Origin of the sequence: Treponema sp. OMZ 805, from assembly GCF_050937395.1 — a bacterium.
Taxonomy (GTDB): domain Bacteria; phylum Spirochaetota; class Spirochaetia; order Treponematales; family Treponemataceae; genus Treponema.
This window is the reverse complement of record NZ_JACCLP010000004.1, coordinates 124,792-147,533: the sequence shown is the minus strand read 5'-3', so window position 1 is coordinate 147,533 and position 22,742 is coordinate 124,792. Positions and strand designations below refer to the sequence as shown.

Annotated in this window: 23 protein-coding genes; 8 read left to right on the top strand and 15 right to left on the bottom strand. The window is 46.8% G+C overall.

The window, feature by feature from the left end; genetic code table 11:
* Positions 1-2: 2 nt before the first annotated feature.
* The 5 genes from HGH47_RS05070 (at position 3) to HGH47_RS05050 (ending at position 5,245) form a co-directional block, all read left to right on the top strand.
* A complete protein-coding gene (locus HGH47_RS05070; protein ID WP_212565804.1) occupies positions 3-599 on the top strand; it encodes a hypothetical protein in 597 nt (198 codons plus the stop codon).
* Between the two features lie 11 nt (positions 600-610).
* Positions 611-1,174 (top strand): hypothetical protein, encoded by a 564-nt coding sequence (locus HGH47_RS05065; protein ID WP_212565805.1) that lies wholly within the window; start codon positions 611-613, stop codon positions 1,172-1,174.
* Between the two features lie 137 nt (positions 1,175-1,311).
* The gene (locus tag HGH47_RS05060) at positions 1,312-1,935 is read left to right on the top strand and encodes a TP0733 family outer membrane beta-barrel protein (protein WP_212565806.1); all 624 of its coding nucleotides are present in this window, start codon (positions 1,312-1,314) and stop codon (positions 1,933-1,935) included.
* A 15-nt stretch (positions 1,936-1,950) separates the two neighbouring features.
* Complete coding sequence (locus tag HGH47_RS05055; protein WP_253675999.1) at positions 1,951-2,973, top strand: hypothetical protein; 1,023 nt, start codon at positions 1,951-1,953, stop codon at positions 2,971-2,973.
* The gene (locus tag HGH47_RS05050) at positions 2,966-5,245 is read left to right on the top strand and encodes an AAA family ATPase (protein WP_432910777.1); all 2,280 of its coding nucleotides are present in this window, start codon (positions 2,966-2,968) and stop codon (positions 5,243-5,245) included. The genes HGH47_RS05055 and HGH47_RS05050 overlap by 8 nt, the downstream gene beginning before the upstream one ends.
* 50 nt (positions 5,246-5,295) lie before the next feature.
* Here HGH47_RS05050 and HGH47_RS05045 read toward each other — a convergent pair whose 3' ends face one another.
* From HGH47_RS05045 to HGH47_RS05030, 4 genes are read right to left on the bottom strand one after another with little or no spacing between them, the layout of a single operon-like run.
* On the bottom strand, positions 5,296-6,186 hold the full coding sequence (locus HGH47_RS05045; RefSeq protein WP_212565807.1) for a DUF4340 domain-containing protein: 891 nt from the start codon (positions 6,184-6,186) through the stop codon (positions 5,296-5,298).
* The gene (locus HGH47_RS05040) at positions 6,183-7,751 is read right to left on the bottom strand and encodes a Gldg family protein (protein WP_432910774.1); all 1,569 of its coding nucleotides are present in this window, start codon (positions 7,749-7,751) and stop codon (positions 6,183-6,185) included. Before HGH47_RS05040 ends, HGH47_RS05045 begins: the two co-directional genes overlap by 4 nt.
* On the bottom strand, positions 7,748-8,482 hold the full coding sequence (locus tag HGH47_RS05035; RefSeq protein WP_212565809.1) for an ABC transporter permease: 735 nt from the start codon (positions 8,480-8,482) through the stop codon (positions 7,748-7,750). Before HGH47_RS05035 ends, HGH47_RS05040 begins: the two co-directional genes overlap by 4 nt.
* Positions 8,479-9,366 carry an ABC transporter ATP-binding protein gene (locus HGH47_RS05030; protein ID WP_212565810.1) on the bottom strand — a complete coding sequence of 296 codons (888 nt, stop codon included), beginning with the start codon at positions 9,364-9,366 and terminating at the stop codon, positions 8,479-8,481. Before HGH47_RS05030 ends, HGH47_RS05035 begins: the two co-directional genes overlap by 4 nt.
* A 141-nt stretch (positions 9,367-9,507) precedes the next feature.
* Between HGH47_RS05030 and HGH47_RS05025 the strand changes: the two genes are divergently transcribed.
* Both HGH47_RS05025 and HGH47_RS05020 read left to right on the top strand, forming a co-directional pair.
* The gene (locus HGH47_RS05025) at positions 9,508-10,155 is read left to right on the top strand and encodes a YoaK family protein (RefSeq protein ID WP_212565811.1); all 648 of its coding nucleotides are present in this window, start codon (positions 9,508-9,510) and stop codon (positions 10,153-10,155) included.
* Positions 10,156-10,393: 238 nt separating this feature from the next.
* A complete protein-coding gene (locus tag HGH47_RS05020; RefSeq protein ID WP_212565812.1) occupies positions 10,394-11,278 on the top strand; it encodes an Abi family protein in 885 nt (294 codons plus the stop codon).
* 143 nt (positions 11,279-11,421) lie between these two features.
* Here HGH47_RS05020 and HGH47_RS05015 read toward each other — a convergent pair whose 3' ends face one another.
* The 5 genes from HGH47_RS05015 to HGH47_RS04995 form a co-directional block, all read right to left on the bottom strand.
* On the bottom strand, positions 11,422-11,706 hold the full coding sequence (locus HGH47_RS05015) for a CC/Se motif family (seleno)protein (RefSeq protein WP_269140248.1): 285 nt from the start codon (positions 11,704-11,706) through the stop codon (positions 11,422-11,424).
* A gap of 401 nt (positions 11,707-12,107) precedes the next feature.
* Positions 12,108-13,379, bottom strand: coding sequence for a glycoside hydrolase family 3 N-terminal domain-containing protein (locus tag HGH47_RS05010; protein WP_230974536.1), 1,272 nt, complete (start codon positions 13,377-13,379; stop codon positions 12,108-12,110).
* Between the two features lie 91 nt (positions 13,380-13,470).
* Entirely contained in the window at positions 13,471-15,351 is a 1,881-nt protein-coding gene (gene oadA / locus HGH47_RS05005; protein ID WP_212565815.1) for a sodium-extruding oxaloacetate decarboxylase subunit alpha, read from the bottom strand.
* A 184-nt stretch (positions 15,352-15,535) separates the two neighbouring features.
* Positions 15,536-16,957, bottom strand: coding sequence for an alanine/glycine:cation symporter family protein (locus HGH47_RS05000; RefSeq protein ID WP_212565816.1), 1,422 nt, complete (start codon positions 16,955-16,957; stop codon positions 15,536-15,538).
* A gap of 254 nt (positions 16,958-17,211) precedes the next feature.
* A complete protein-coding gene (locus HGH47_RS04995; protein ID WP_212566507.1) occupies positions 17,212-18,654 on the bottom strand; it encodes an aminoacyl-histidine dipeptidase in 1,443 nt (480 codons plus the stop codon).
* A 180-nt stretch (positions 18,655-18,834) separates the two neighbouring features.
* On the opposite strand from HGH47_RS04995, the gene HGH47_RS04990 reads away from it, so the two are divergent.
* Positions 18,835-20,118, top strand: coding sequence for a GAF and HD-GYP domain-containing protein (locus HGH47_RS04990; RefSeq protein WP_432910767.1), 1,284 nt, complete (start codon positions 18,835-18,837; stop codon positions 20,116-20,118).
* On the opposite strand, the gene HGH47_RS04985 is transcribed toward HGH47_RS04990, so the two are convergent.
* Genes HGH47_RS04985 through infC form a run of 6 tightly spaced genes read right to left on the bottom strand, consistent with a single transcriptional unit; the run spans position 20,057 to position 22,460 of the window.
* The gene (locus tag HGH47_RS04985) at positions 20,057-20,515 is read right to left on the bottom strand and encodes a YaiI/YqxD family protein (protein ID WP_212565818.1); all 459 of its coding nucleotides are present in this window, start codon (positions 20,513-20,515) and stop codon (positions 20,057-20,059) included. The two genes, HGH47_RS04990 and HGH47_RS04985, sit on opposite strands and share 62 nt — an antisense overlap.
* A complete protein-coding gene (locus HGH47_RS04980; protein WP_212565819.1) occupies positions 20,512-20,850 on the bottom strand; it encodes a cell division protein ZapA in 339 nt (112 codons plus the stop codon). The genes HGH47_RS04985 and HGH47_RS04980 overlap by 4 nt, the downstream gene beginning before the upstream one ends.
* Positions 20,851-20,852: 2 nt before the next feature.
* Positions 20,853-21,329, bottom strand: a complete 477-nt coding sequence (zapB, locus tag HGH47_RS04975; RefSeq protein ID WP_212565820.1) for a cell division protein ZapB — start codon at positions 21,327-21,329, stop codon at positions 20,853-20,855.
* Positions 21,330-21,332: 3 nt separating this feature from the next.
* Positions 21,333-21,692: a 50S ribosomal protein L20 gene (gene rplT, locus HGH47_RS04970; protein WP_016522921.1), complete on the bottom strand. Its 360-nt coding sequence runs from the start codon at positions 21,690-21,692 to the stop codon at positions 21,333-21,335.
* A 24-nt stretch (positions 21,693-21,716) separates the two neighbouring features.
* Complete coding sequence (gene rpmI, locus HGH47_RS04965; protein WP_212565821.1) at positions 21,717-21,923, bottom strand: 50S ribosomal protein L35; 207 nt, start codon at positions 21,921-21,923, stop codon at positions 21,717-21,719.
* Between the two features lie 15 nt (positions 21,924-21,938).
* Positions 21,939-22,460: a translation initiation factor IF-3 gene (gene infC, locus HGH47_RS04960; RefSeq protein WP_016522923.1), complete on the bottom strand. Its 522-nt coding sequence runs from the start codon at positions 22,458-22,460 to the stop codon at positions 21,939-21,941.
* Positions 22,461-22,742 lie beyond the last annotated feature (282 nt).

The following is a 22,742-nucleotide window of genomic DNA, read 5'->3' as shown; positions in this document are numbered from 1 at the left end:
TTATGGTCAATAAATCGGTCGTCTTTTTTTTAGGTTTATGTCCGATCATCCCCCTCGCAGCCCATTTTGCTGAAGGCCTGATCTTTATTGCGGAATTTTGGTTCCTTTTGGCAGTCGGAATCGTAAGCAAGATGTTTATCGATTATTTTAAAATTGATAAGTTTTCTCATATTGTACTCTACCTTGATATTATTCTTGCGGCAGCATTATATGCACAAATCGTAGGGGTGATTTTTCCTGTTATGGCAATTAGCCTTGAAAGATACATCTATATGGTTGGATTTTCGTATATACTGATTATCAGTATCGGTATGTATGATTCAAGCCAATATCCGTTTGAAATGCCGATACTCTATTCAATTCTCTTAGCAGCTGTTTCGATATTGAGGGAACTTGTTGTGTTCGGTACGGTTTCTTTACCTATCCGCTCCGGCTTATTCAGCATTACACTTATCCCGTTTTCTTTGCCGCTTACATTTTTGGGGAGCAGCGCCGGTGTTCTTATGATGTTCGGCATCGCACTCTGGCTTTTCCGCAGTTTTCATAAGGGTGAACTTTTACCGTTTCAAACCGATGAATCATATCGAAGTCGGCTATAGGGAGACGCCGTATGTTTATTGCATCCTTAATCTTTTTTTATACTTTCCCTGCTTCATTAATTTTTTTGCATGGTATCGGCTTGGAGCGCCTTTCGATGAATGCGCGTTCAACCCGTGTGATTATTTCGTTTATTCTACGGGACGGCGCGATAATGCTTATTGCTGCGTCGCTCAGCCGGCTGCTTGAATTCTCTCTTTTATTACCGCTCGATATCGTCAGTATAACACCGGTTGTTGCATTGATAATTGTGTATCTGTGCGATTTGGTCTTATATCGAATACTTTTAAAACGTACGGAAAGCCGACTGATACGGGAGCGTTTGTTTTCCGGCGGTACTGTTATCTTTGCCCTCTATCAAGCTTTCACCTATATCGAATTGATTGCCATTGTGCTTAGCGCTTTGGCAAGTATGCTTGTCTGGTCGTTTATTCTCTGTGCCGTCAAACGGAGAGTTGAGGAAAGCAATGTGAGCGCTCAATGGAAAAATGCACCGCTATTACTGATTAGTATGGGGCTGATTGCGTTAGCGCTCTATGCATGGGACATCGCTTGGTTAACGCCGGCGCTTCTGTAACTTATAGTATAGAGTGATTGTTTAACAGCGCCTTACAAGACAAGTTTGATATTGTTTTATCGGGAACCTCTAAAAATCCATATCTAAGTTTTTAGAGCGACCCAATCCCTTAAAATGAGATGGAGTTGAATTCCTTTATGAAACGTTGTTGGTTATTTTTCTTTTTTTCTGTTTTGATATGGAATATCTTTGCGCAAGAAGCTGCCGAAACTCAAGAACCGGAAACGCCGTCTGCGCAAGCCCCTATCACCGCTTATGTCTATGAACCGATTCGGAAGGGCGACCAGTTTATCCGCATGGGTTTACAGCTGGGTATACCGCTTTTTAATACCTCGCCGAATAAGTTTGCAATTAAAACTAATATCTATCCGGGCGGCAGCATCTTCCTCGGTTATACTCATTATCTGACGAAAGGGGTCTCGATCGGGGGTGATATTGCTTTTACCTTTCACTTAACACGCGGCAGCAATCTCTATTTTGCTATTCCTTTTACAATCAATTCAGGATATACCTTTGCAATCGACAAATTCCGTATTCCGCTCACTTTCGGGATCGGCGGTGATTTTCAGTCTTATAACGGTACACGGTATTTCAGCCTGTTCTTTAGACCGCAGGCGGGCGTTTTCTATCAGTATTCTCCTGAATGGTCGTTCGGCGGCGAATTATCATGGGATATTGTTCCGCAATGGTATAAAGACAAAAGCTTTAATCGTACTGGGAACTTCTTAAATATCGGTTTTGCCGCCCGGTATCACTTCTAAAAAAGGATGACATCTATGAAGAAAAGAATTTTTGCAGTCGCTTTTGTAATTTCTGTCATAATTGGTTTATCAACATGTAAAAACTCTCCGATATTCGCTGCGATAGAGCAGGAGGTAAAACTCAATCCTGCTTCCGTTAAAGGATTAATCCGCGGAATAGTTGAGATTAGCAATACGTTATATGCTTCAAACGGAAAAATATATTACAAGGCAAAGGGAAACAGAGGAAAATGGTCGGAGATGAGCGGGTGCCCCTCGGGTCTTTGTACGGGGCTTGCCGCCGACGACACCAATAAGCTTCTCTATGCCGCATTCGGGCAAGGCGATACCTTTACGATTCATAAGTATGACACGACCGCTTCATCTTGGAGTAAGGTGTCCGGAGTGACAGCGCAGTCTGTTATTGGAACGAATATTGTGTTTGCAATTAAATCAGAAGAGAGCGGAAAGACAACAACCTATACGATAAGTACCATTGAGAATGGTGCGGTATCAAGCACATGGTCAAACGGAAAATTTCCGGTAGGCGCAGCACGTGAATACTGCTTGTTGGAAGACGGTCTTTACGATAAAACGGGTGCAAAGGTAGCCGGTTGTCCTTCATCGGGATTAAAAGGTATTTGTGAAGGCCCCTCAAGTTCTGTCTTCGTTTTTGACAATAGCAAGCTGTACTGTTACGACGGCAGTGCTTGGACAGACACCAAACATAAGGTAAGTGCCCCGCAAAGTATTACCTATTTGCCGAGCAAGCAGTTAGTGCTGATCAGCGGTATAAAGGGCTTTGGAGAAATTAAACTCGCAGGCGCTGATCTTACCGGTGCGCAATCGATTCAAGCGGGTTCTACAGATTCTTCTGTCCCGCCTGCGAATATTCATCAATATAATAACAGCGTCGGAAAATATACGATCAATCTCATCAAGGCGTTTGATACCGATACCGGTTATATCGTCTATGTCGGTGTAAACGATCCCAACGCGAAATATACCGGCTTGTGGGGACTCTATAAGCCGGAGCGAATAGAATGGAACCGTGAGTAAAGATTTATTCGAGACAGCAGCGGCGGCGGAACGGCTTCCGCTTGCTGCACGAATGCGCCCCCGCAGTCTTGACGAGTATATCGGTCAGGAACACATTGTCGGAAAAGGGAGGCTTTTAAGAAGAGCGATCCAAGCGGACAGGCTTTCGTCCGTTATCTTTTTCGGGCCGCCGGGGACGGGAAAAACAACCCTTGCTCAAGTTATTGCCAATCATACCAAAAGTAATTTTTTAAGTTTAAACGCCGTCCTTGCAGGTGTACAGCAGATACGCGATGCGATTGCATCGGCGGAACAATATAAAAAACTCTACGGAAAACCGACCATCCTCTTTGTCGATGAAGTACACCGATGGAACCGCGCCCAACAGGATGCTTTGCTGCCGTGGGTAGAAAACGGAACCGTTATCTTTATCGGTGCGACAACCGAAAATCCTTTTTTTGAAGTGAATAAAGCCTTAGTGAGTCGCAGTCGGGTATTTCAGCTCAAGGCGCTCACCGATGCCGATCTGTACCGGACGGTGGAACGATGCTTGCAGGATACGGAACGGGGCTACGGAAAGTGGAAGGTTTCTTTTACCGAAGGCGCATTGGAACACCTCGTCGAAACCGCCGCAGGAGATGCTCGCAGTCTCTTAAATGCGCTTGAGTTAGCCGTTGAAACCTCTGTTGATAACTGGCCGCCGCCTGCCGGTACGGAAATCATCATCGATATGCAGGCCGCTGAGGAAAGTATCCAGCAAAAAGCGGTACTCTACGATAAGGACGGCGATTACCACTACGATATCATCAGTGCCTTTATAAAATCCATCCGAGGGAGCGATCCCGATGCTGCGCTCTACTGGCTTGCCCGAATGGTGCGGGCAGGGGAGTCCCCTCACTTTATCTTTCGGCGTATGCTTATATCCGCTTGCGAGGATATCGGACTTGCCGATCCTCACGCGCTGACCGTTGTTACAAGCGCGGCGGCAGCCTTTGACCGTATCGGTTTGCCGGAGGGAAGGTATCATCTGACCCATGCGGCGCTGTATCTTGCGACATGTCCCAAATCGAACAGCTCGCTCGGTTTTTTTGACGCTCTCAAGGCGGTAGAAAAGGAACAGACCGAAGTGCCGAATCACCTGAAAGACGCAAACCGTGATGGAGAATCGCTCGGACACGGAGAAGGGTACCTGTATCCTCATGCCTACCGTGACCACTGGATTGCGCAGCAGTACTTACCCGATGAACTGGTCGGTAGGGTATTTTACACACCCGGATACACCGGCTATGAAGAAAAGATACGGAACGAGGTACTGGCAAAGCGGGAAACTCAGCTGGCTGCCATATATGAGGCTGCCGAGGGAAAGAAGGATGCCTTTACGGTTGAGGATTGGCAGGCACGGACGGAAGGCAGCAGCGCCGAAATACTGGAGCAGATACGGGACACCCTTATCGGGCTGGCAAACCTGTCCGCCGATGACCGCGTGTTGGTGTACAGGGCTGACGGGGGGCTTTTACTGTGGCCGAGTACCCGTATCACCCTTAACGGATGTACCGCAGGAATATTTGAACACCAAGAAGCCTTGCAATCCGCACAGCGGTATGCAGAAACCTTTGAATTTTTAAACCGTCCGATTATGACCGTTCTTCCAATCTATACGCGGCAACAAAGTGAAAGTACACCGGCCGCCATCCGACTTAATGAAAAACCATCCTCTACGCCAGAGAATACGGGAACTTTAGATAGTATGGTACATGTACGAGAGAAAAGCAACGCGCTTTTTCCCGATCTGGCGTTTGATGCCGTGCTTTCGTATAACCCCGCGGCGAGTGCGGAAGGCTTTACCGCTTTCTTCTCCCGCATAGCGCAAGAGCATACCGACGGTGCGCGTATCATTTTTGCATTCGCGCTTCCGCAGCAGGGACTCAGGCTGTCGGTACTGCTCCCAACTGACGAATCCGTAAATCGTTTTTCGGCTGCCGAAGCAGCATTTTTTTCCGACAGCCGAAATACACGTACTGCATGGACGGAGAACACCGTTGCTAGTATCGCCGAAAAAGCAGGCTATCGCATACAGCTGCTGAAAAAAGTAGACTATCAGGAAAAGCGGCTGGTAACACAGGCGGAACTCGACCGTTGGTTCTCAGCTGAATCCGAATACGGCACGGCAATCCGCAAGGCTTTTGGTTCGGAAAAAGGAACGCTCGAAAAAATCATTCAGCAGCTGGAACAGCGGTGTAGAAAACCTGCCGTGTATACCCGCACCGTCGTATACATGAGCATTTCCCTTTAGAGGAACTCCACCATAACGGCGTTTTACCCAATCCTTAGTTTCTATTCTTATTACGAATTACATATCGCATCGATATGCCGGAGCAGCTGTTCGCAGGTATACCCGCTGATCAGGTAGGCATTCGCACTGCGGCTGTCGAAAAATACGTAGTCGCCGCTTTGCAGGGGCGTAAACGAAAATCGCAGTTCCGTGCCGTCGCCGAGCGCTAAACGCACCCGTACCGTTTGAGGACTTTGCAATGGCGGCGCACTGTATATGTCGATACAGGAGAATTTTTCTAAAAAGTTTTCCAATGCGCGGAACGCATTGCCGTTCGCTTCCGTTCGGATTACAGGGTGATTCCCATATTCCAAGCCTTGGATGCCCGTGCCACGGAAAAGCGCCGCATATATCTGTAAGTCGAGCCAGAACGGAGCGGCGACCGTTAAAAAAGGTTCAAACGCATTATCGATTAAAAACACCTTTACGCTTGTTCCCGTCCGCACATACCGACCGGCGCCGGCCGCATCGGTCATTCCGAAAAAGAGCTCAGAAAGAACGGTTTTATCCTTCCGCACAAAGACAATACGCGAAGCGTGTCCGTCATCGATTTGGTAATCGGGATAATCCTGCGGGCGTGCCGATATGGGGAGAAAGGAGCGGCCGGCGCCGAGCAGCGAAAAAAAGCGGCCGATAATTTCCTGCCTGACCGAATAGCTGCCGTTTCCGGTGCGGAGATAAAAGCGGGCGCCCTCTTTAATCAGCGTCATTTCGCCCATCTCTACCGGTTCAGCCCTTGTCGGAATAGAAAACCGGATTTCCGCAACCTCGCGGATATCCTGTTCATGCATCAAGCTGCTCGAAAAGACGCCCGCCCGGGAAGACCGGTGTAAAAAGCTCAGCGCATAGCAGCAGAGCAGCGCGCAGAGGATGATAAACAGAACCTTTGTTTCTTTTTTCATGCGCGGTTCCTCCGCTGGAGGATGTATAGCGCGGCGCCTGCACCGATAATCAGCAGGGTGACCAGCACAAGGTTAAAGATACGGGCGGCGGCGATAATACGGTTAAACGCTGCATCGCTTTCAAAATAGCGGAAAGGCAAAACCGCCGGCTGTTTGTTTTTCAGCTGCAAAAGCGCATCCTGCCGCGCAATCCAGTACACGGTATTCACCATAAAGTCCAAATTCGCATCGGAATTTGTGTATTCTACGGCGGAACTCACGCAATACTCATCCGCAACCACCAAGAGCCGCGCATTGTCTGCTCCGCTGATACCGCTCACCGCATTGACGCCCCGCTCGCTGAAGGCTGCAAGCGGATAGGCTGCGTGTTCTCCATTCGCGGCTGCGGCAAGCTGAGTTCCGTGCGGGTCGGTGTTATACGGCGGCTGTTGCAGCGCCGACCGAGTGCTTGAAACAAGCAGCGGAAGCGGCGTCTTCCCCCGCGCGGCGGTACAAACAACCTCCGACGGCCAGAAAAACTGCACGGGCTTTGCCGCAGATAGCAGCGGAGGAAGGGCTTCCGCCTCCTGCCGGAACACCTGAATCCAAAATGGGTAGTTGATATGCTCGTACCGAGTGCCGTCGGCGGCCGGTAATGTCATGCGGAAGTTTACGGGATCCATCACAAGATTAGTCTGCACCGCAAAGCCGGAGCGGGCGAGCAGTTCAAGCAGTCCGTTATCTTTTTTGGGTGTTGCCTCCCAGCTGCCGCCGATGTCCACGGTGTTTGCGGACACAAAAAAGACGGCGGAACCGTGCCTGTTAATGAAAGTATCAACAGCCGTCAGCATATCGGCATCAAAATAGGAAGAACCGATGACCAATAGTGGAATTTCGGGGTGCAGCTCCGGATAAGGCTTGGTCAACGTAATCGATACAAAACCCGCATACTCAAGCCACGGCAGTACATATCTATAATTACCCGTTGCGCCGTTTTCTGCACCGCCTTCGGGAAACGCAACATAAACGGAGCGGTCGAGTTTTCTCCCCTGCGCATCCTGATTCATCTCGGAAATGAAACGCGCAATATCAGCCTCAAGGGTGTAGATATCGGAGAGGAACGGAATTACCCTGCTTTCCCCGCGGTATTCGCAGAGCAATCCCGAATAGAGGTTTTGCAGCACCTGCGTATTATTGCTGTTCCGCTCAATTTGTCGAGCGACAATACCGAGCTGATTCAGCTGCTGCGGGGAAAGCTCTTCCGTATCCTTGTATAGCACGATGCAGCGTCCCTCCGCAGTACGCTGATATTCTGCGAGGATGTCTTCAACATATTGCAGCGACGGCAGAAACCCGTCAATATTATACGAGCGGAACCATGTAATCGTTACCGTTCCTTCGAGGCTGTTCAGTATCGATCGGGTATAGGCTGAAAGCGAATAGGTGTGCTGCCTTGTCATATCAAGCCGGGCATAGAGCCGCTGTGAAAGCAGCGCTGCCGTTACTATGATGGCGCCCAGCAGCAGGGCTTGAATACGGTACTCTTTTACGCTGCGCATCTTTATGTTTATCGGTTTTGTTTTCATCGGCTTTCCTCCTGAACGTACAGTAAAAAGACCGAAAGCCCCTGCGCCGCGACGATGAGCAATATATAGAAGAAGAAATCACGGGTGTCGAAAATACCGCGCGCGGCCGATTCAAAATGAAGCGTAAAAGAGCAATAGCGCAGTATTTTTACAATGGCTGACGGGAGCGGCAAAACTTGAGCAAGCACGTGGCTTGCGGTAAAAAAGATACCGGTAAAAAAGCTGAGCAAAAAGCTGACAGCGGTGTGCGCAGAGATATTTGAAAGTGCGAGCGACCATGCGGTAAAGGCTGCGCCGAAGAAGAGGACGGCACAATACGAAAGAAAAAACGGAAAAAAATCAAAATAGACAAGCGGAATAACCGAAAGCGGAATTACCATCGTAAGCGTGGCGGCTCCTGCAAAACAGACGAGCAGGGCTGCATATTTTGCCGCGGCAAGCAGGCGTTTATCCACCGGATAGGCGGCAAGGAGCCGGTCGGTGCCGTGCTTTTTTTCATCAGTCCAGCTGTTCATCGCAAGCAGGGGAATGACAATACAGAACAGGAACGGCAGATTGAGGAAAAAAGAGCGGAAGTCCGACAGCCCCGCCGAAAACCAGTATCCTGAACCCACAAACGGAAGCGCCGCCCCGAGGTAAAGCACGAGCGCTGCCGCATACAGCGCGGGGCTGTATATGAGGGTATGCAGTTCCTTGTTAAAAAGCGCCTTAAACGCCGGAAAACGATTCATCGCCGCCCCCGCTTACCGGCTTCCGATTGTTCGGCACCTACCGCAGATGATGGCGTTTCTGAATATGAGCGCTTCCGTCCCGCGGCTTCGGAAGCGGCAGATTCACGGAACTCGCGGGTGGTAACTCCGGCGTACTGTTCAAAGGTTTTGAACAAAAGCGTATCGGAAGCAGCATCTTCTTCAATGCCGAAGTCCTCGTATAAACGCTCAGCAAGTTCCGCCCGTGTTCCTCCGGCAATCTGCCGTCCCTTGTGGAGCAGGATATGCTGCGAGCATATTCGTCCGGCAAGCTCAAGCTGATGGGTGCAAAGGATGACCGCCGCATACGTGGATAGCGCGAGTATCTTTTTTTCAAAGTCTTTCAGCTGGAACGGATCAAGGCCGGACGCGGGTTCGTCCAAGAGGACGAGGCGGGGGTGATGGATAATCGCTTGCGCAAGCCCTACCCGCTGCCGGTATCCCTTCGATAACTCTTTAATCCGTTTGGCGTATACTTCTTGCAAATCGGTAAACTCAACCGCCTCGTCAAGCAGGTCTTGCTGCACGCCGTTACCGAAACCGCGCATTTGCAGCGTAAAAAGCAAGAACTCCCGCACCGTCATCAAATCATAGAGCGGGTTTTGCTCATACAAAATCCCGATATTCCGCTTAGCCTCGATCGGTTCGTTCAAAATGGAATATCCGCAAATCGATACATCTCCGGAAGAGGGCAAGCGGTACCCGCTGATGCTGTTCAATACCGTACTTTTCCCCGCCCCGTTTAATCCGAGCAGGGAGTAGATACCTCCAGCCTCCGCGGTAAAACTGATGTGTTCGCAGCCGGTTTGCCGCTTCTTTCCTGTGCCGTAATATTTACAGATGTCTTGTACTTCAAGGATAATCACTGTTGCCTCTGCCGGTACTATATCACTTTTCGGATAATCAACAAACCCCGACGCAGAGTGTAGCTGAAAAACAGCAGGTATTAAATCTCCGTACGAATAAATCACGTAGCTTTTTTATCAAAATCGGATTATAGTATTTGAGTGAACAAAAGACACAATCTTATTCTAACGATATTAATACATCTGCTAACTTTTATCGCAGGATTTCTGAACGGTGTATTTTTTATTACAGCCGGTACGGCGGTCAGCCATCACACTGGTACTATTACTCGTGTAGCGCTTACTCTTTCCAAAGGAGCTGTTGCGGAGGCAGCCGCCTTTTTATTGCTTATTCTTTCTTTTTATATCGGAGCATGTATCTCCGGTATGCTTTTTCATAAGAGTGATTGCACATTCTCAAAACGCTACGGTATTCTTTTATTGGTTTTCTCAACAGTGTTTTTCGCGATCGCCGTTATAAGGCCGCCATTACGTATTGTCCTTTCAATAACATGTATGGTACTCGGCATACAAAACGGTATGTTCATTCCATATAATGGCATATTGATACGCACCTCGCATTTTAGCGGCTATTTAACGGATGCGGGACTCGCGATGGGAAAAGTCATTCGTGGAAAACGGCAAGAGCTGCTACGCAGTGTACACTATCTGTCCGGTATCATATATTTTGCCGCCGGTGCGGCAGCTTCCGCATTTACACCGTCTTCTTCCGGTTTTTACGTCAGTGCATTTCTCTATTTTTTTACTGCGATATTTTATTTTGCCTTTCTTGGAAAATCTATAACCTAAGTATAATGCGGTAGATGGTGTTGATTTTAGAAGAGAGGCATCAAATCGGACAAAGTTCCGCCATGGACGGTGGATGATGTAAAGCAGTAACAAGTTTTTGCTGAAAATGAGAATATTCAAAAAGTATCTGGTAATAATGTTTTGATACAGAATTGCAATCAAATTTATTATATGCTATTATTATTGTAACAGGACCTCCCGCACCTCTCAACGATGTGACCCATGGGAGGACGTTTTTATGACTAAACAAGTAAAAAATCCTATTACCTTTGATCAACAAGTATATTTGCTAAAATCGCGCGGATGTATTATAGATGATGACACCTTCTGCGAAGAAAAGCTGCAGTTGATAAATTATTATAGACTTTCAGCTTATTTCCTTCCGTTTAAGAATAAAGATGGCTCATATAAAAGAGAAACATCTTTTAAGCGAGTATATCGGATATATCAATTTGATAGCAAATTACGGAGTATTCTATTATCTGCGCTTGAAGAAATCGAAATTTTCTTACGGTGTAATTTTGCGTATTTTCATGCACATAAGTATGGCTCTCTGGGCTATCTTAATCCGGATACTTTTTCTGAGAAACATGACAGCAATAAGTTTATAGAAATGATTAAGCGCGAGATTGAAAAGAATAAAAAAGTCCTGTTTGTAAAGCATCATATTGAAGAATATGGGGGTCAATTCCCTCTGTGGGTTATAACGGAACTCTTTACATTCGGAATGCTTTCATATTTTTATGCAGACTTACTAAGTCTAGATCAAAAAGAGCTGTCAAAAAAACTGTATAATAATATACCCAAAAATATCATAAGTTATTTACGGTGCTGCACCGATTTACGGAATATTTGCGCTCATTATGGACGCCTCTATTACAGAATTTTCCCGGCAATTCCGGCTTCTGTTAGTGTGGAGAAAAATGCAGAACGGCGCTTGTGGGGGCAACTACAAGCAGTAAAATTTTTATTTCCTGATGTAGAAAAATGGAACAATATAATTCTTCAAAAAATGAAAATTCTTCTGCGACTTTATGCAAAAGATATTGATTTACAGCATATTGGATTTCCTCTTGATTGGGATACACATTTAAAATTATGTCCAAGATTGAAAAAGTCTTAAATTTGTATTTACAAAGACGATAAACATCTTGAAATAGATAAAAAGGAGAGGAATCTCATTTCGGTAACCCCAACAATCGATTTTCAAAAGAGGTTGAAAATCGATTGCCGGAGGCGTTCATCCTGCGGGGATAATTTCAACGGCTAATATGCCATCCCTTCTACTGCTAAAGAATCCATCCACAGCATCTTAACCACTGTAACGGTCAGTGTGCCGTTTTCGGTTTGAGTGCCCTTGCGTACATAGACGGTAATACCGTCAGCAGTATAGGTGTCGTAGTCATCGAGCGAATCAGGCGAACCGGCAAACACGGCCGGTTGAGGTACGACGCCGCCTCACGTGCGGCATCCGCCTAAATAGGTATACACGCTGGTTTCATTGTGTTTTGCAAGAAAAGCTCTTGCTTTTTCATCAACAGTAACTGTCATAGTTCCTCCTATAAAAAGTCAAGAAGAAAGTATCAACTTTCGATTGACTTTTTACGCACGTTCGCAACGAAGTGAGAACGTGCTTATGATATACAAGTTTGCGTTTAAGCAAACTTGAGTAACTAAAAGCCGTGCTATTTGTACGGATTTTAGTTTACACTCCTTTTTCTTCAATATATTAAAACATTAAAGAAATTTTTCAATTATAGGATTTATTCCTAGTTTCTGAAAGTAATATAAAAAAAATTTTACTTTTCGTCAAATCTATTGAAAAAATATCAGGGTAAACGTATCAGGCATTTTTTTTAAGGTTCCCCACAAAATCGGGAGGCTGTTCAAGCAGAGTTGAACTTCTTCGCGCTTCAAATGCTTGCCCAATCTCCCGATTTTGTGATTTATATTTACTCGTCTGATGCATCTACCTTTCTTCTTTCATATACGACGGCGGCTTCTTTTGCGTGTCGAAATTTTTCCCAATCAGGTGTATGCGGTATCAAGAAGCCGTCTGGGCAGATAGGCTTGCTTGTATCGATGAGTTGCACTTTTTGCTTGGCGGTTAAAACATGCAGTACCGCTTCGTCAAGCCGCTTTGCAAACGCAGTATCAGTGCGGGCTTTTTCGGCAATGGCTTCAACCAACGGATAAATCTTAGACAGCGAGCACATAACCATGTCGCAGCCGGCTGCGATTGCACGCACGGCGTTTTCTTCGGGCGAAGCGCCGTTCCGGTTTAATGCCTGCATTGCAATATCGTCCGTGATGATAAGGCCGGAAAAGCCCAATACATTACGGAGTAGGGCAATTCCTTTTGTAGAAAAACAGAACGGCGCGGCTTCGACTGCCGGTACCGTAATATGAGAAATGAGAACCGCTGCCGCATCGTCCGTAATTGAAGGCTGGAATACTGAGCAATAGCGGCTGAGGAAGGCTTCATAGTCAACGGTTAATTCGGCAGCACTTTTGTGTAAATCCGCGGCGCTGTTGCCGGGAAAGTGTTTGACCGCTGCAAGAATACCGGTGTTCTGCATACCCCGTACTGCAGCGGCGGCGTATTGCCCTGCTTGTTCCGGTTCCGAGCTGAATGTCCGCGTACCAAGCGCCGTTGCAACGTCTTCCGTTCCTGCTTCCGCAACCGGAGCCAGATTAAGATGGAGACCAAGCTCCCGCATCTGCTGTCCCAATAACCGGTAGAGTTCCTCAGTTTCCTCGACGGAAAAACGCTTGCCGATTTCCTCTGCGGCGGGAAGCGGCGCGGTGATGCGGCGGGTTCGGTAGACAGTGCCGCCCTCGTTATCAAGTGCAAAAAGCGGCGGGACAAAAGTACGGCCTGAACGCTGCGCCGTGCTTTGAAATCCTTGTGCGGCCGATTCTAAAAAGTCTGCAACCGCTTGGGGCGTGTCTGCGATATTATAGCCAAATAAAAGCACGGCGCCCGGAACGGTTCCCTTGAACGATGCGATGCTTTTTGCATCCGCCGTTTTGCTCCCCGCAATATTGACCATCAGTACTTGCGCCGCTTTTTCTTCAAGCGAAAGCTGAGAAACAACGGCACGGAGGGACGCCTCATTTTGAGATGAGGCCATATATTCTGAGGCGGCTGTTGATACGGTGAGATTGCGAGACTGCGCAAATAAAGCGGAAAGGGTAAAAACGAAAACGGCTGCAGCCGTCATACAACAGCTGCAGCGTATTTTTTTTAGCGATAACATAAAAAAGCGGTACCGGAGAAGCGAATATCTTTGTCCATTACCGGCAGAGCGGCTGTTAACGGATTTCTGCGAGTGAGTCGCCTTCTGCTACCTGCACACCGGCTGCAGCCACAAAGTGAATAATGCCCGCCTTATGCGCATTGATTTCCAATTCCATCTTCATCGATTCAAGCATGATAACCGTTTGTCCCTCGCTAACCTGTGCGCCTTCCGCAACAGTGTAGCGTAATAACGTACCGGCAACGGGCGCAGCAAGTTTTTCGCCGCCGACTCCGACTGAGGCTTTCCCCTGCGGGGCGGGCTGCTGTGCTGTAGGTTTGGATGCTGCAGCCGGTTGTGCCGCGACAGATGCCACCGAAGCAGCGGATGAAGCTGTCGCCGGTTTTGCCGATACAGGCGCTGACGCTTTTTGAGCTGGTGCGGAACCGGTATTTTCTTTTACGCTGACTGTGTATGCGGTGCCGTTTACGGTGAATGTTCCGTTAGATGAAGAAACCGCATAATCGGTTCCGTTCACCGTTACCGTATACGAACCGCTGCCGTTCGCGGTACCCTTAGCTTTTTTCTCCGCTCCCGTAAACACAACGGGGCCTTTACTGCGCTCTTTAAAGAACTTGGGCGCAACTTTGGGGAACATCGCATACGTCAGAACATCTTCGATAGAATTGCCCGCTCCGTTTTCCTTTGCTTCGGCTTTTATTTTATCCAGCTCATTAGGGATGAGGTCGGCAGGACGTGCCGTTACAGGGGCTTCTATCTTTGCTTCCGCCAAAGCGACTTTTACCAGCTCTTCATTGCACGGAGCGGGCGTTTTACCATACCGGCCGATAAGCAGGTCGCGGGTTTCTGCAGTCAGTTTTTTATACCGTCCGAACAGCACATTAAACACCGACTGAGTACCGACAATCTGGCTGGTCGGGGTAACAAGCGGAATATAGCCGCAGTCCTTTTGAACAATCGGGATTTCTTTTAAGACTGCATCTATTTTGTCGGAGGCTTTAAGGTCGCGCAGCTGATTTTCAAGGTTGGAAAGCATACCGCCCGGAACCTGCGACACGAGAATACGGGTATCTGCACCGAGGAAGCTCGATTCAAACTGAGCGTAATGTTTGCGTACTTCACGGAAATAGGCCGCAATTTCGAGGAGTAGGTTGATATCCAAACCGGTATCCCATTCAGTACCGCGGAAAATTTCTACCATAGTTTCGGTTGGGCTGTGCGAGGTTCCCATCGACATCGACGAAATAGCCGTGTCCAAGATATCCGCTCCCGCTTCCGCTGCTTTAAGCAGTGTCGCTACGGAAAGCCCTGTTGTTGCATGGGTATGAATATTGATCGGAATACTCGTCTTCTTTTTAATCGCCGTTACTAAATCGAATGCTTCCATCGGCTTTAAAAGCCCTGCCATATCTTTAATACAGATGGAATCGGCACCGAATTCCGTATACGTTTTTGCCAGTTCCGCATAGTTTTCGATAGTATGATACGGAGTTGTTGCAAAGGAGATCGCCATTTGAACATGCTTACCGGTTTTCTTTGCTGCATCCGCTGCACGTTTAAGGTTGCGCGGGTCATTGAGCGCATCAAAGATACGGAACACCCCGACACCGTTATCGGCAGCAGCTTTTACAAACGCATCGACGACATCATCGGCATAGTGTCGGTAACCCAATAAGTTTTGTCCGCGCAGCAACATCATAATGGGAGTATTCGGCAGCGCCTTATGCAAAGAGCGCAGCCGCTCCCACGGATCTTCATTTAAAAAACGGATACATGAATCGAACGTCGCTCCGCCCCATGCTTCCAAACTCCAATATCCGACGCTATCCAGCTTGCTGCAAATAGGCAGCATATCTGCGGTTGTCATGCGCGTTGCATGTAAAGACTGATGCGCATCCCGTAATACCAGATCGGAAATCCGAACTTTGTGTGCCATACCATTACTCCTATGCGGTTCATACATTGAACATTGGTTTATAATGATATTGTTTATCGGTGGTTTTTGCAAGGTGTTTTTTGACAGGTTATTTTAAGAGAGCTGTTTTTGGTAGATACGGATGAATCGCGCCGACTAATCCGAGCAAAGACTAATCGGCGGATTGGTGCGTTTTAAAATTCAGTTACTTTCTGATATAATTATTGACGTCATACGGTTTACCCGCATTATAATCATGCAAGACAGCCGCAACGGTACCGCTCAACAACAATAAGCTGATAAGGTTCGGGATAACCATAATACCGTTAAAGAAGTCTACCAATTCCCATACTAAATCGATTTTCAGCAAGCTGCCTAAAAAGATAAATACTACGACCAACAGTTGATATGGTACTAAGCCTTTTGAGCCGAACAGATACCGGATATTGGTTTCGCCAAAATAATACCAACCGATAATCGTGGAGAATGCAAAAAAGAATAAACAGATTGCAATAAAAAGGTAACCGAAAGTGTGCCCGAAAAGATGCTGTGAAAACGCCTCTTGAACCAGCTGAATACCTTTCATTACCGGCTGCCCGTTTTCAAACTTGATAATTCCTGCGCTGAGTACGGTAAAAACGGTAATATTCAAAACAACGAAGGTGTCGATAAAGACGGCGACAATTCCCAATACACCCTGTTCAACGGGGCTGTCTACGGTTGCAACTGCATGCGCATGCGGCGTTGAACCCATACCTGCTTCATTGGAGAAAAGACCGCGTGCAATACCGTAACGGGCTGCACGTCCCATACCGAAACCTAAAGCTCCGCCCCAAACAGATCTCGGGTTAAATGCCCCTTTAAAGATCATCGCGAACATTGCCGGAATATTGGACGCATTCATCAAAATAACGATGATTCCGACAATAATATAAACAATCGCCATCAACGGAACAACCTTTTCGGTAACGGAAGCGATACGCTTTACACCTCCCATAAAAATGATACCGGCAATAACGGCAAGGATAACTCCTGTTATCCATGTGGGGACGGAGAATGCATTTAAAAACGCATCGGAAATTGAGTTCGCTTGAACCATATTACCCATAAATCCGAGCGCGAGGATAATTGCGATGGAAAAGAACGCCGCAAGGAATTTTGCAAAGCCCGTATTTCCTAATCCGCGGGAAATGTAATATGCAGGGCCGCCGACTGTCTGTCCTGAATTATCTTTTGTTTTGTAAACTTGTGCGATACAAGCCTCGGCAAAGTTTGTTGCCATACCTGCCAATGCGGCAAGCCACATCCAAAAGATTGCTCCCGGGCCACCCATAATCAGCGCAGTCATTGCACCGACTAGGTTACCGGTTCCTACCTGTGCGGCAATAGCGGTTGCGACAGCTTGAAAAGAACTCATCCCATGCTTTCCCGCTTTTTCTCCTTTTAATGAAAAATTACTGAAAAGTCTGCGCCATCCGGCGCCGAACTTTGAAAATTGTACGCCTTTGAGTCGAAGGGTGAAAAACAACCCTGTTCCGCAGAGCAGGGGAATGAGGAAATACGGACCCCATACAAAGCTGTTTATGCTGCCAACTAAATTAGTAAGATTTTGTAAAAACGCTTCCATACAAATAGAACCTCCAATTAATAATCTTTGAATATCGTATCATATATTGTCGGTGCTCGCAAGTATATAATTATTTTTTTATCTATTTATAAATATTTTTAATAAACTTAAAAAATGAATAATAAGTAAGAGAGCGTTATAAAGAGTTGTCGATCGGTAGGTTTTTAGAATGTCCCAATTAATAATTTATTCGTGCGGAAAATTTAACCCCGACGATCCGCATCGGGGTTGTTGATTCCATTGGATTATATTTCTTACCGCATATTTTCCAGCAGTTTAACGATAAATTTCCACATCCGCTCGGCTGAGGAAATACTCAAATGCTCATTTGGGGTATGGACATCGTATAAATTCGGACCGAAGCTGACGGCGTCAATGTCGGGGATGGTCTTTTTGATAAGACCGCACTCCAGCCCTGCGTGAACGGCGGACACAATCGGCTCTTTTCCGGTAAGGTCTTTGTATGTTTTTACGGCAACATCCCGGGCGCGAGACTGCGGTGAATACTCCCACGCGGGGTACTCCGACACCTTGTTAAAGACGCCGCCGGTACGCTCCGCGCAGAGCTGCAGCACCTGCACAATTTCATCCAGTTCGCTCTTCACCGAGCTGCGCACCGAAATCGTAAATGTCAAGGTTTCTCCGTCGACGGCGAGGATACCGTTATTCAAGCTGGTTTGTACCAATCCGGGGATATCCATACTCATGTATTGCACCCCGTCGGGAACCATTGTCATAAAGTCTATGATGCCGCCGCTGACCGTGCCGTTATACATCATCTTAGGCAGAGCCGTCGCCGCTTCGGCTGTGATGCGGATATCTTTGTCGGCAACGCGGTATTCCGCTTTGATTGCTTCGGCAAGTTTTGCGATGGCTGCTTGTGCGCGGGCGGCATCCTCGACGGTGATAATTGCCTGCGCTTCTTTTGCAATGGCATTATGCTTCGAGCCGCCTGAAATGGACACGATATGCACAGTCTGCTCCGCCTTTACTGCGGACAAAATCCGCCCCAGCAGTTTGATGGCGTTTGCACGCTGCTTGATAATCTCCATACCGGAATGCCCGCCGAGTAGCCCGTCGACTTTGACGGAGAGCGCCTGTCCCTTCAACGGTTCCGTTTCAATCTTAAAATCGATATGGGTATTGGCGCCGCCTGCACAGCTGACTAAAAAGACGCCTTCCTCTTCGGAATCGACATTGAACAGAATCCTCCCCTGCAAATGGTCGGCTTTTAACGCTCGCGCACCGTCCATGCCGACTTCTTCGGTTGTGGTAACTAAGACCTCAAGCGGCGGATGTGCAAGCGACTTGGAATCAAGAATTGCCAACGCATACGCGACCGCGATGCCGTCGTCTCCGCCGAGCGTTGTGCGGTCGGCGTGGAGATTGTCGCCGTCTACAATCAACTTGATCGGGTCTTTCAAAAAATCGTGATTAGAATCCGCCGTTTTCTCGCAGACCATATCCATGTGACCCTGCAATATCACCGTCGGGGATTTTTCATATCCTGCCGTCCCGGGCTTTTTGATAATGACGTTGAGCGCCTCATCCTGATACACTTCAAGTGAACGTTCTTTTGCAAAATGCACCAAAAAATCGCTGATGGCTTTTTCGTTGTGTGAACCGCGCGGTACAGCCGATATTTCGGCAAACCAATGGAATACTTCTTTGGGTTGAATGTTTTCTATAGTCATAATTGTTCCTCCTGAGCGGAAATAGTGGATTTCTCTAAACCATCGAAACATCGCTTAGAGTTCCTTTCAGTGTATCATAATTTTACGAATGTTACAGGGTGTCCGTCCGTATTGTCACATCGTATTTTAGATGATATTATCAGAATCTCTATATTATTAATTTATAAATGGAAAGGAAATGTTATGGATACGATGTCGGCAGTGAGGACACGGGAAGAAATTCTGTTTGACATTATGCAAACGACATCCCGGTTATACAGTATTCGCGATAAAGATATTTTATTGGAAAGGATATTAACTGAGGCACGGCAGGCTTTAAATGCTGACGCAGGTTCCATTTATCTGGTAGATGGGAATCATCTGGTTATTCATTATGCCCAAAACGAAACGCTACAAAAGCGATTAAAGCCGGGAGAAAAGCTTCCGTTTCATGTTTTTTCGTTTCCAATCAATAACACGACTATTGCAGGTTCGGCTGCGATGACCAGACAGTTGATCAATGAACCGAATGTCTATGCTATTTCTCCCGATAAACAGTATAAATTCGGTACGGTCAGCGATGTTGCGACAGGCTATAAAACAGTATCGACGTTGACGATGCCGTTAATTGCGATTTCCGGCAATGTATTGGGCGTCCTGCAAATGATCAATGCGCTAGACGTACATGGCCATATCTGCGCCTTTACTTCCGACGACGAAATGTTTCTCTCTCATTTTGCAGCAAATGCTGCCGCAACGCTTATGCACGCATCGTTAACTCGCGAGATGATTCTTCGTATGGTGCAAAGGGCTGAGCTGCATGATCCGCGGGAGACGGGGTTACATGTACATCGGGTTGCTAACTATGCAGTAGAAATTTATGACCGCTGGGCGTTTAACCATAATATCAACCGGCATGAACGAGAAAAATTCCGAGATGCACTTAAAATCGCTGCTATGCTGCATGACGTCGGAAAGATCGGAATTTCGGATTTGATACTTAAAAAGCCCAGTAAACTCACACCGGAAGAATATCAAATTATGCAGAGCCATACATGGCGCGGAGCAAAATTATTTTTGTCGGGAAATTCGGCGGTTGATACTATGTCGCGGGATATTGCCTTGCGGCACCATGAAAACTGGGATGGAACCGGTTATCCCGGGCATATCGCTGAAGAGACCGGCGCAATAGTAAAATACAACCGTACGCACACTGCTGCACAGGGGCTTATTGGTGAAGAAATTCCGCTTGGCGCCCGTATTACCTCACTTGCAGATGTCTACGATGCGCTTTCCTGCAAACGGATTTATAAAGAAGAATGGACTGATGATAAAGTTTTGGAAGAGATACGGCGGCTGCGCGGTGTAAAATTCGACCCCGAAATTACCGATGCTTTTTTGGAAATTATACCGAGAATTAAAGCCATCAAGGAACATTTTTCAGAAGCCGCTGCGTCTCACGGTCAAGCGCTTGAGCAAATTCCATAATTTCTTTCTTGCCGAACGCTTTTGTCCGTTGGGGAGCAAGTCCGTTTACCGATAATTCATACATAAAATTCCGAATAGATAAACGTTCTCCGATATTTTCAGGCGTGTATACAATACCGCGGTCGTTAATAACCCTGATATGCACATCGACAAGTTGTTTTGCAAGCGGAATATCACGGGTAACAACCATATCCCCTTGCACAGCATGGGCAAGGATGTACATATCCGCTGCTTGATCTTCGGCTTCGGTTATAATCGAGGTACAATAAGAATTTTTCGGAATAGGAATAAGACGGTTAGCGGCAAAGACAGCTTTAACTTGCAGTCGCTTTGCCGTTTTACAAATAATTTCGCGGATACGCACCGGACAGGAGTCCGCATCGACAAAGATGGTCATGCTTGAGCATCGTTTGACGGAGCAAGCGAGTAGATAATCGAATCGATATCTTCGATCATTTTTCGTGCCGACTGCTCAATTAAAACCTCTGTTTCGTCTTGCGGAAGTGTTCCTTGCGGATTAAGCCGTTCTTTGCTCAATTCATCCGAAAGCAGAATACCGGCGATAATCGCAACACGCAAAGAATCGTTCACGCCGGATGTTTGCTGAACTTCCGACACGACTTTTTTATAATGATTATAGATGGCCTGTAAATATTCAGCGGGTTGGTCTGCCGCAAGCGCAAATGACGTACCTAACAGATCGATTTGCAACCGCCCTTTGCGTTCGGCCATCGTTAAAAAATATCCAGTTGATTGGAATGATTTACAGATTCTTGCGGAGCCGACTGTACTGTTGTTTCAGGTGTGGAAACGGGAGCCTGAGTCTCCGTTGGTTCATCCGCTATGGGGTCCGGTTGTTCCGTAACAACAGGCGCTGATGGTTCTGTCTGTGTTTCCGCAGCGTCACTTATCGAAGATTCGTTTGCTGCCGGGGCCGTTCCATATATGGCAGATGTCGCGGTGGAATTCGCCGCTTGATACACGGTATCTTCAAATGCGCTCAAGTGATTGAGCGCATTGATGATGCCTTCCTCGATCTTAGCTTGGTCGTTTTTAAAGACAAGTACTATATTCTCCAACTCTTCGATTCGTTTTTGGCGATCGTGCAGTTCAAGTTTTAATAAATCGTTCTCATCTTTGAGTGTCTGCATCAGCTCAATCGCTTTTGAGACTCTTGCTTCAAGCTGTTTAATTTGATCGAGGTTTAACATACGTTAGGCTCCTAATGCTTTTTTTGACTGTTCGACAACGCTTTTAAAAGCGACCGGATCTTCGATAGCCATATTGGATAAGGCTTTGCGGTTTAAAGTGATACCCGCTTTTGCCATTCCATTGATAAAACGTGAATAGCTCATTCCTTCCGCACGAACAGCGGCATTTATTCTGCTGATCCACAAGCGGCGCATATCGCCTTTGCGGTCGCGGCGTGCTTCAAAGCTATGAGTAAGCGCTTTTACAACAGCGTCTTTTGCAGCTTTATAGTTCGTACCTCTGCGTCCGCGGAATCCCTTTGCTAACTTTAAAATCTTCTTGCGTCTGTGGATGCGTTTATTTGAACATAACGATCTCGGCATTGTATTCTCCTAAATAATCAAAAATTAATTGGTGCCGTAAGGAAGCAGCTGCTTTCTTACTTTTTTGCTGTCAGCTTCGGCTAAAATTCCGGCTTTGCGCAAATCGCGTTTGCGTTGCGGGGATTTCTTGGTCAAAATATGACGCAAATTCATTTGCTTGTACTTCACTTTACCGCTGCCGGTAAGCTTAAAACGTTTTGCTGCGGCACTCTTACTCTTCATCTTAGGCATAGTACACCTCGTAAATTATTTCTTTGATTTAGGCGCTAATGTCATTGACATGGTGCGCCCTTCCATTGCCGGAGGTTTTTCTACCGTTAAATCTCCGCCGAGTTTTGCCAGTACGTTATTTAATACGTCCAGCCCCAGCTCGGTATGGGCTAACTCCCGCCCCCGAAAGCGGATTGTTACTTTTACTTTATCGCCGTCATCAAGAAAATCCTGTATATGCCGTGCTTTAAAAGATAGATCATGGTCATTTATCTTAGGCTGCATACGAATTTCTTTGAGAACTTGCAGCTTCTGTTTTTTCTTGGAATCACGGAGCTTTTTTTCCAATTCAAAACGATACTTTCCATAGTCTAAGATCTTGCAAACGGGAGGATCCGCTTGCGGAGCCACTTCAACGAGGTCAAGATTAACGTCTTGAGCCATCCTAAGAGCTTCAAGGGTGGAAACAATGCCCTTTTGCTCCCCTGCATCATCAATTAAACGAACCTCGCGGACACGGATCTGTTCATTAATCCGCAAACCTTTATTCTCCGCCAACTATTCTCCTCCAGTACACTTTTCTTAATGCACATAAAATAAAGTTATAGGTCATAAGTATATCGAATTTTCTTTGAATATGTCAAGATTAGTATCCAAGATAAGCATGGCAAACGTATCCGGCTGTTTTTGGCAGCAACGCAGCAGATAACCCATATATTTCAAGTAGAAATGGGCGCAGAGCGAGGCTGGGATTCCTTCTGGCATTTTCTTAGACTTTTTGGTATAATTACCGATATATCTCATAAGACTATTTGTTTTTTATACGCCTTACCGCTGAGG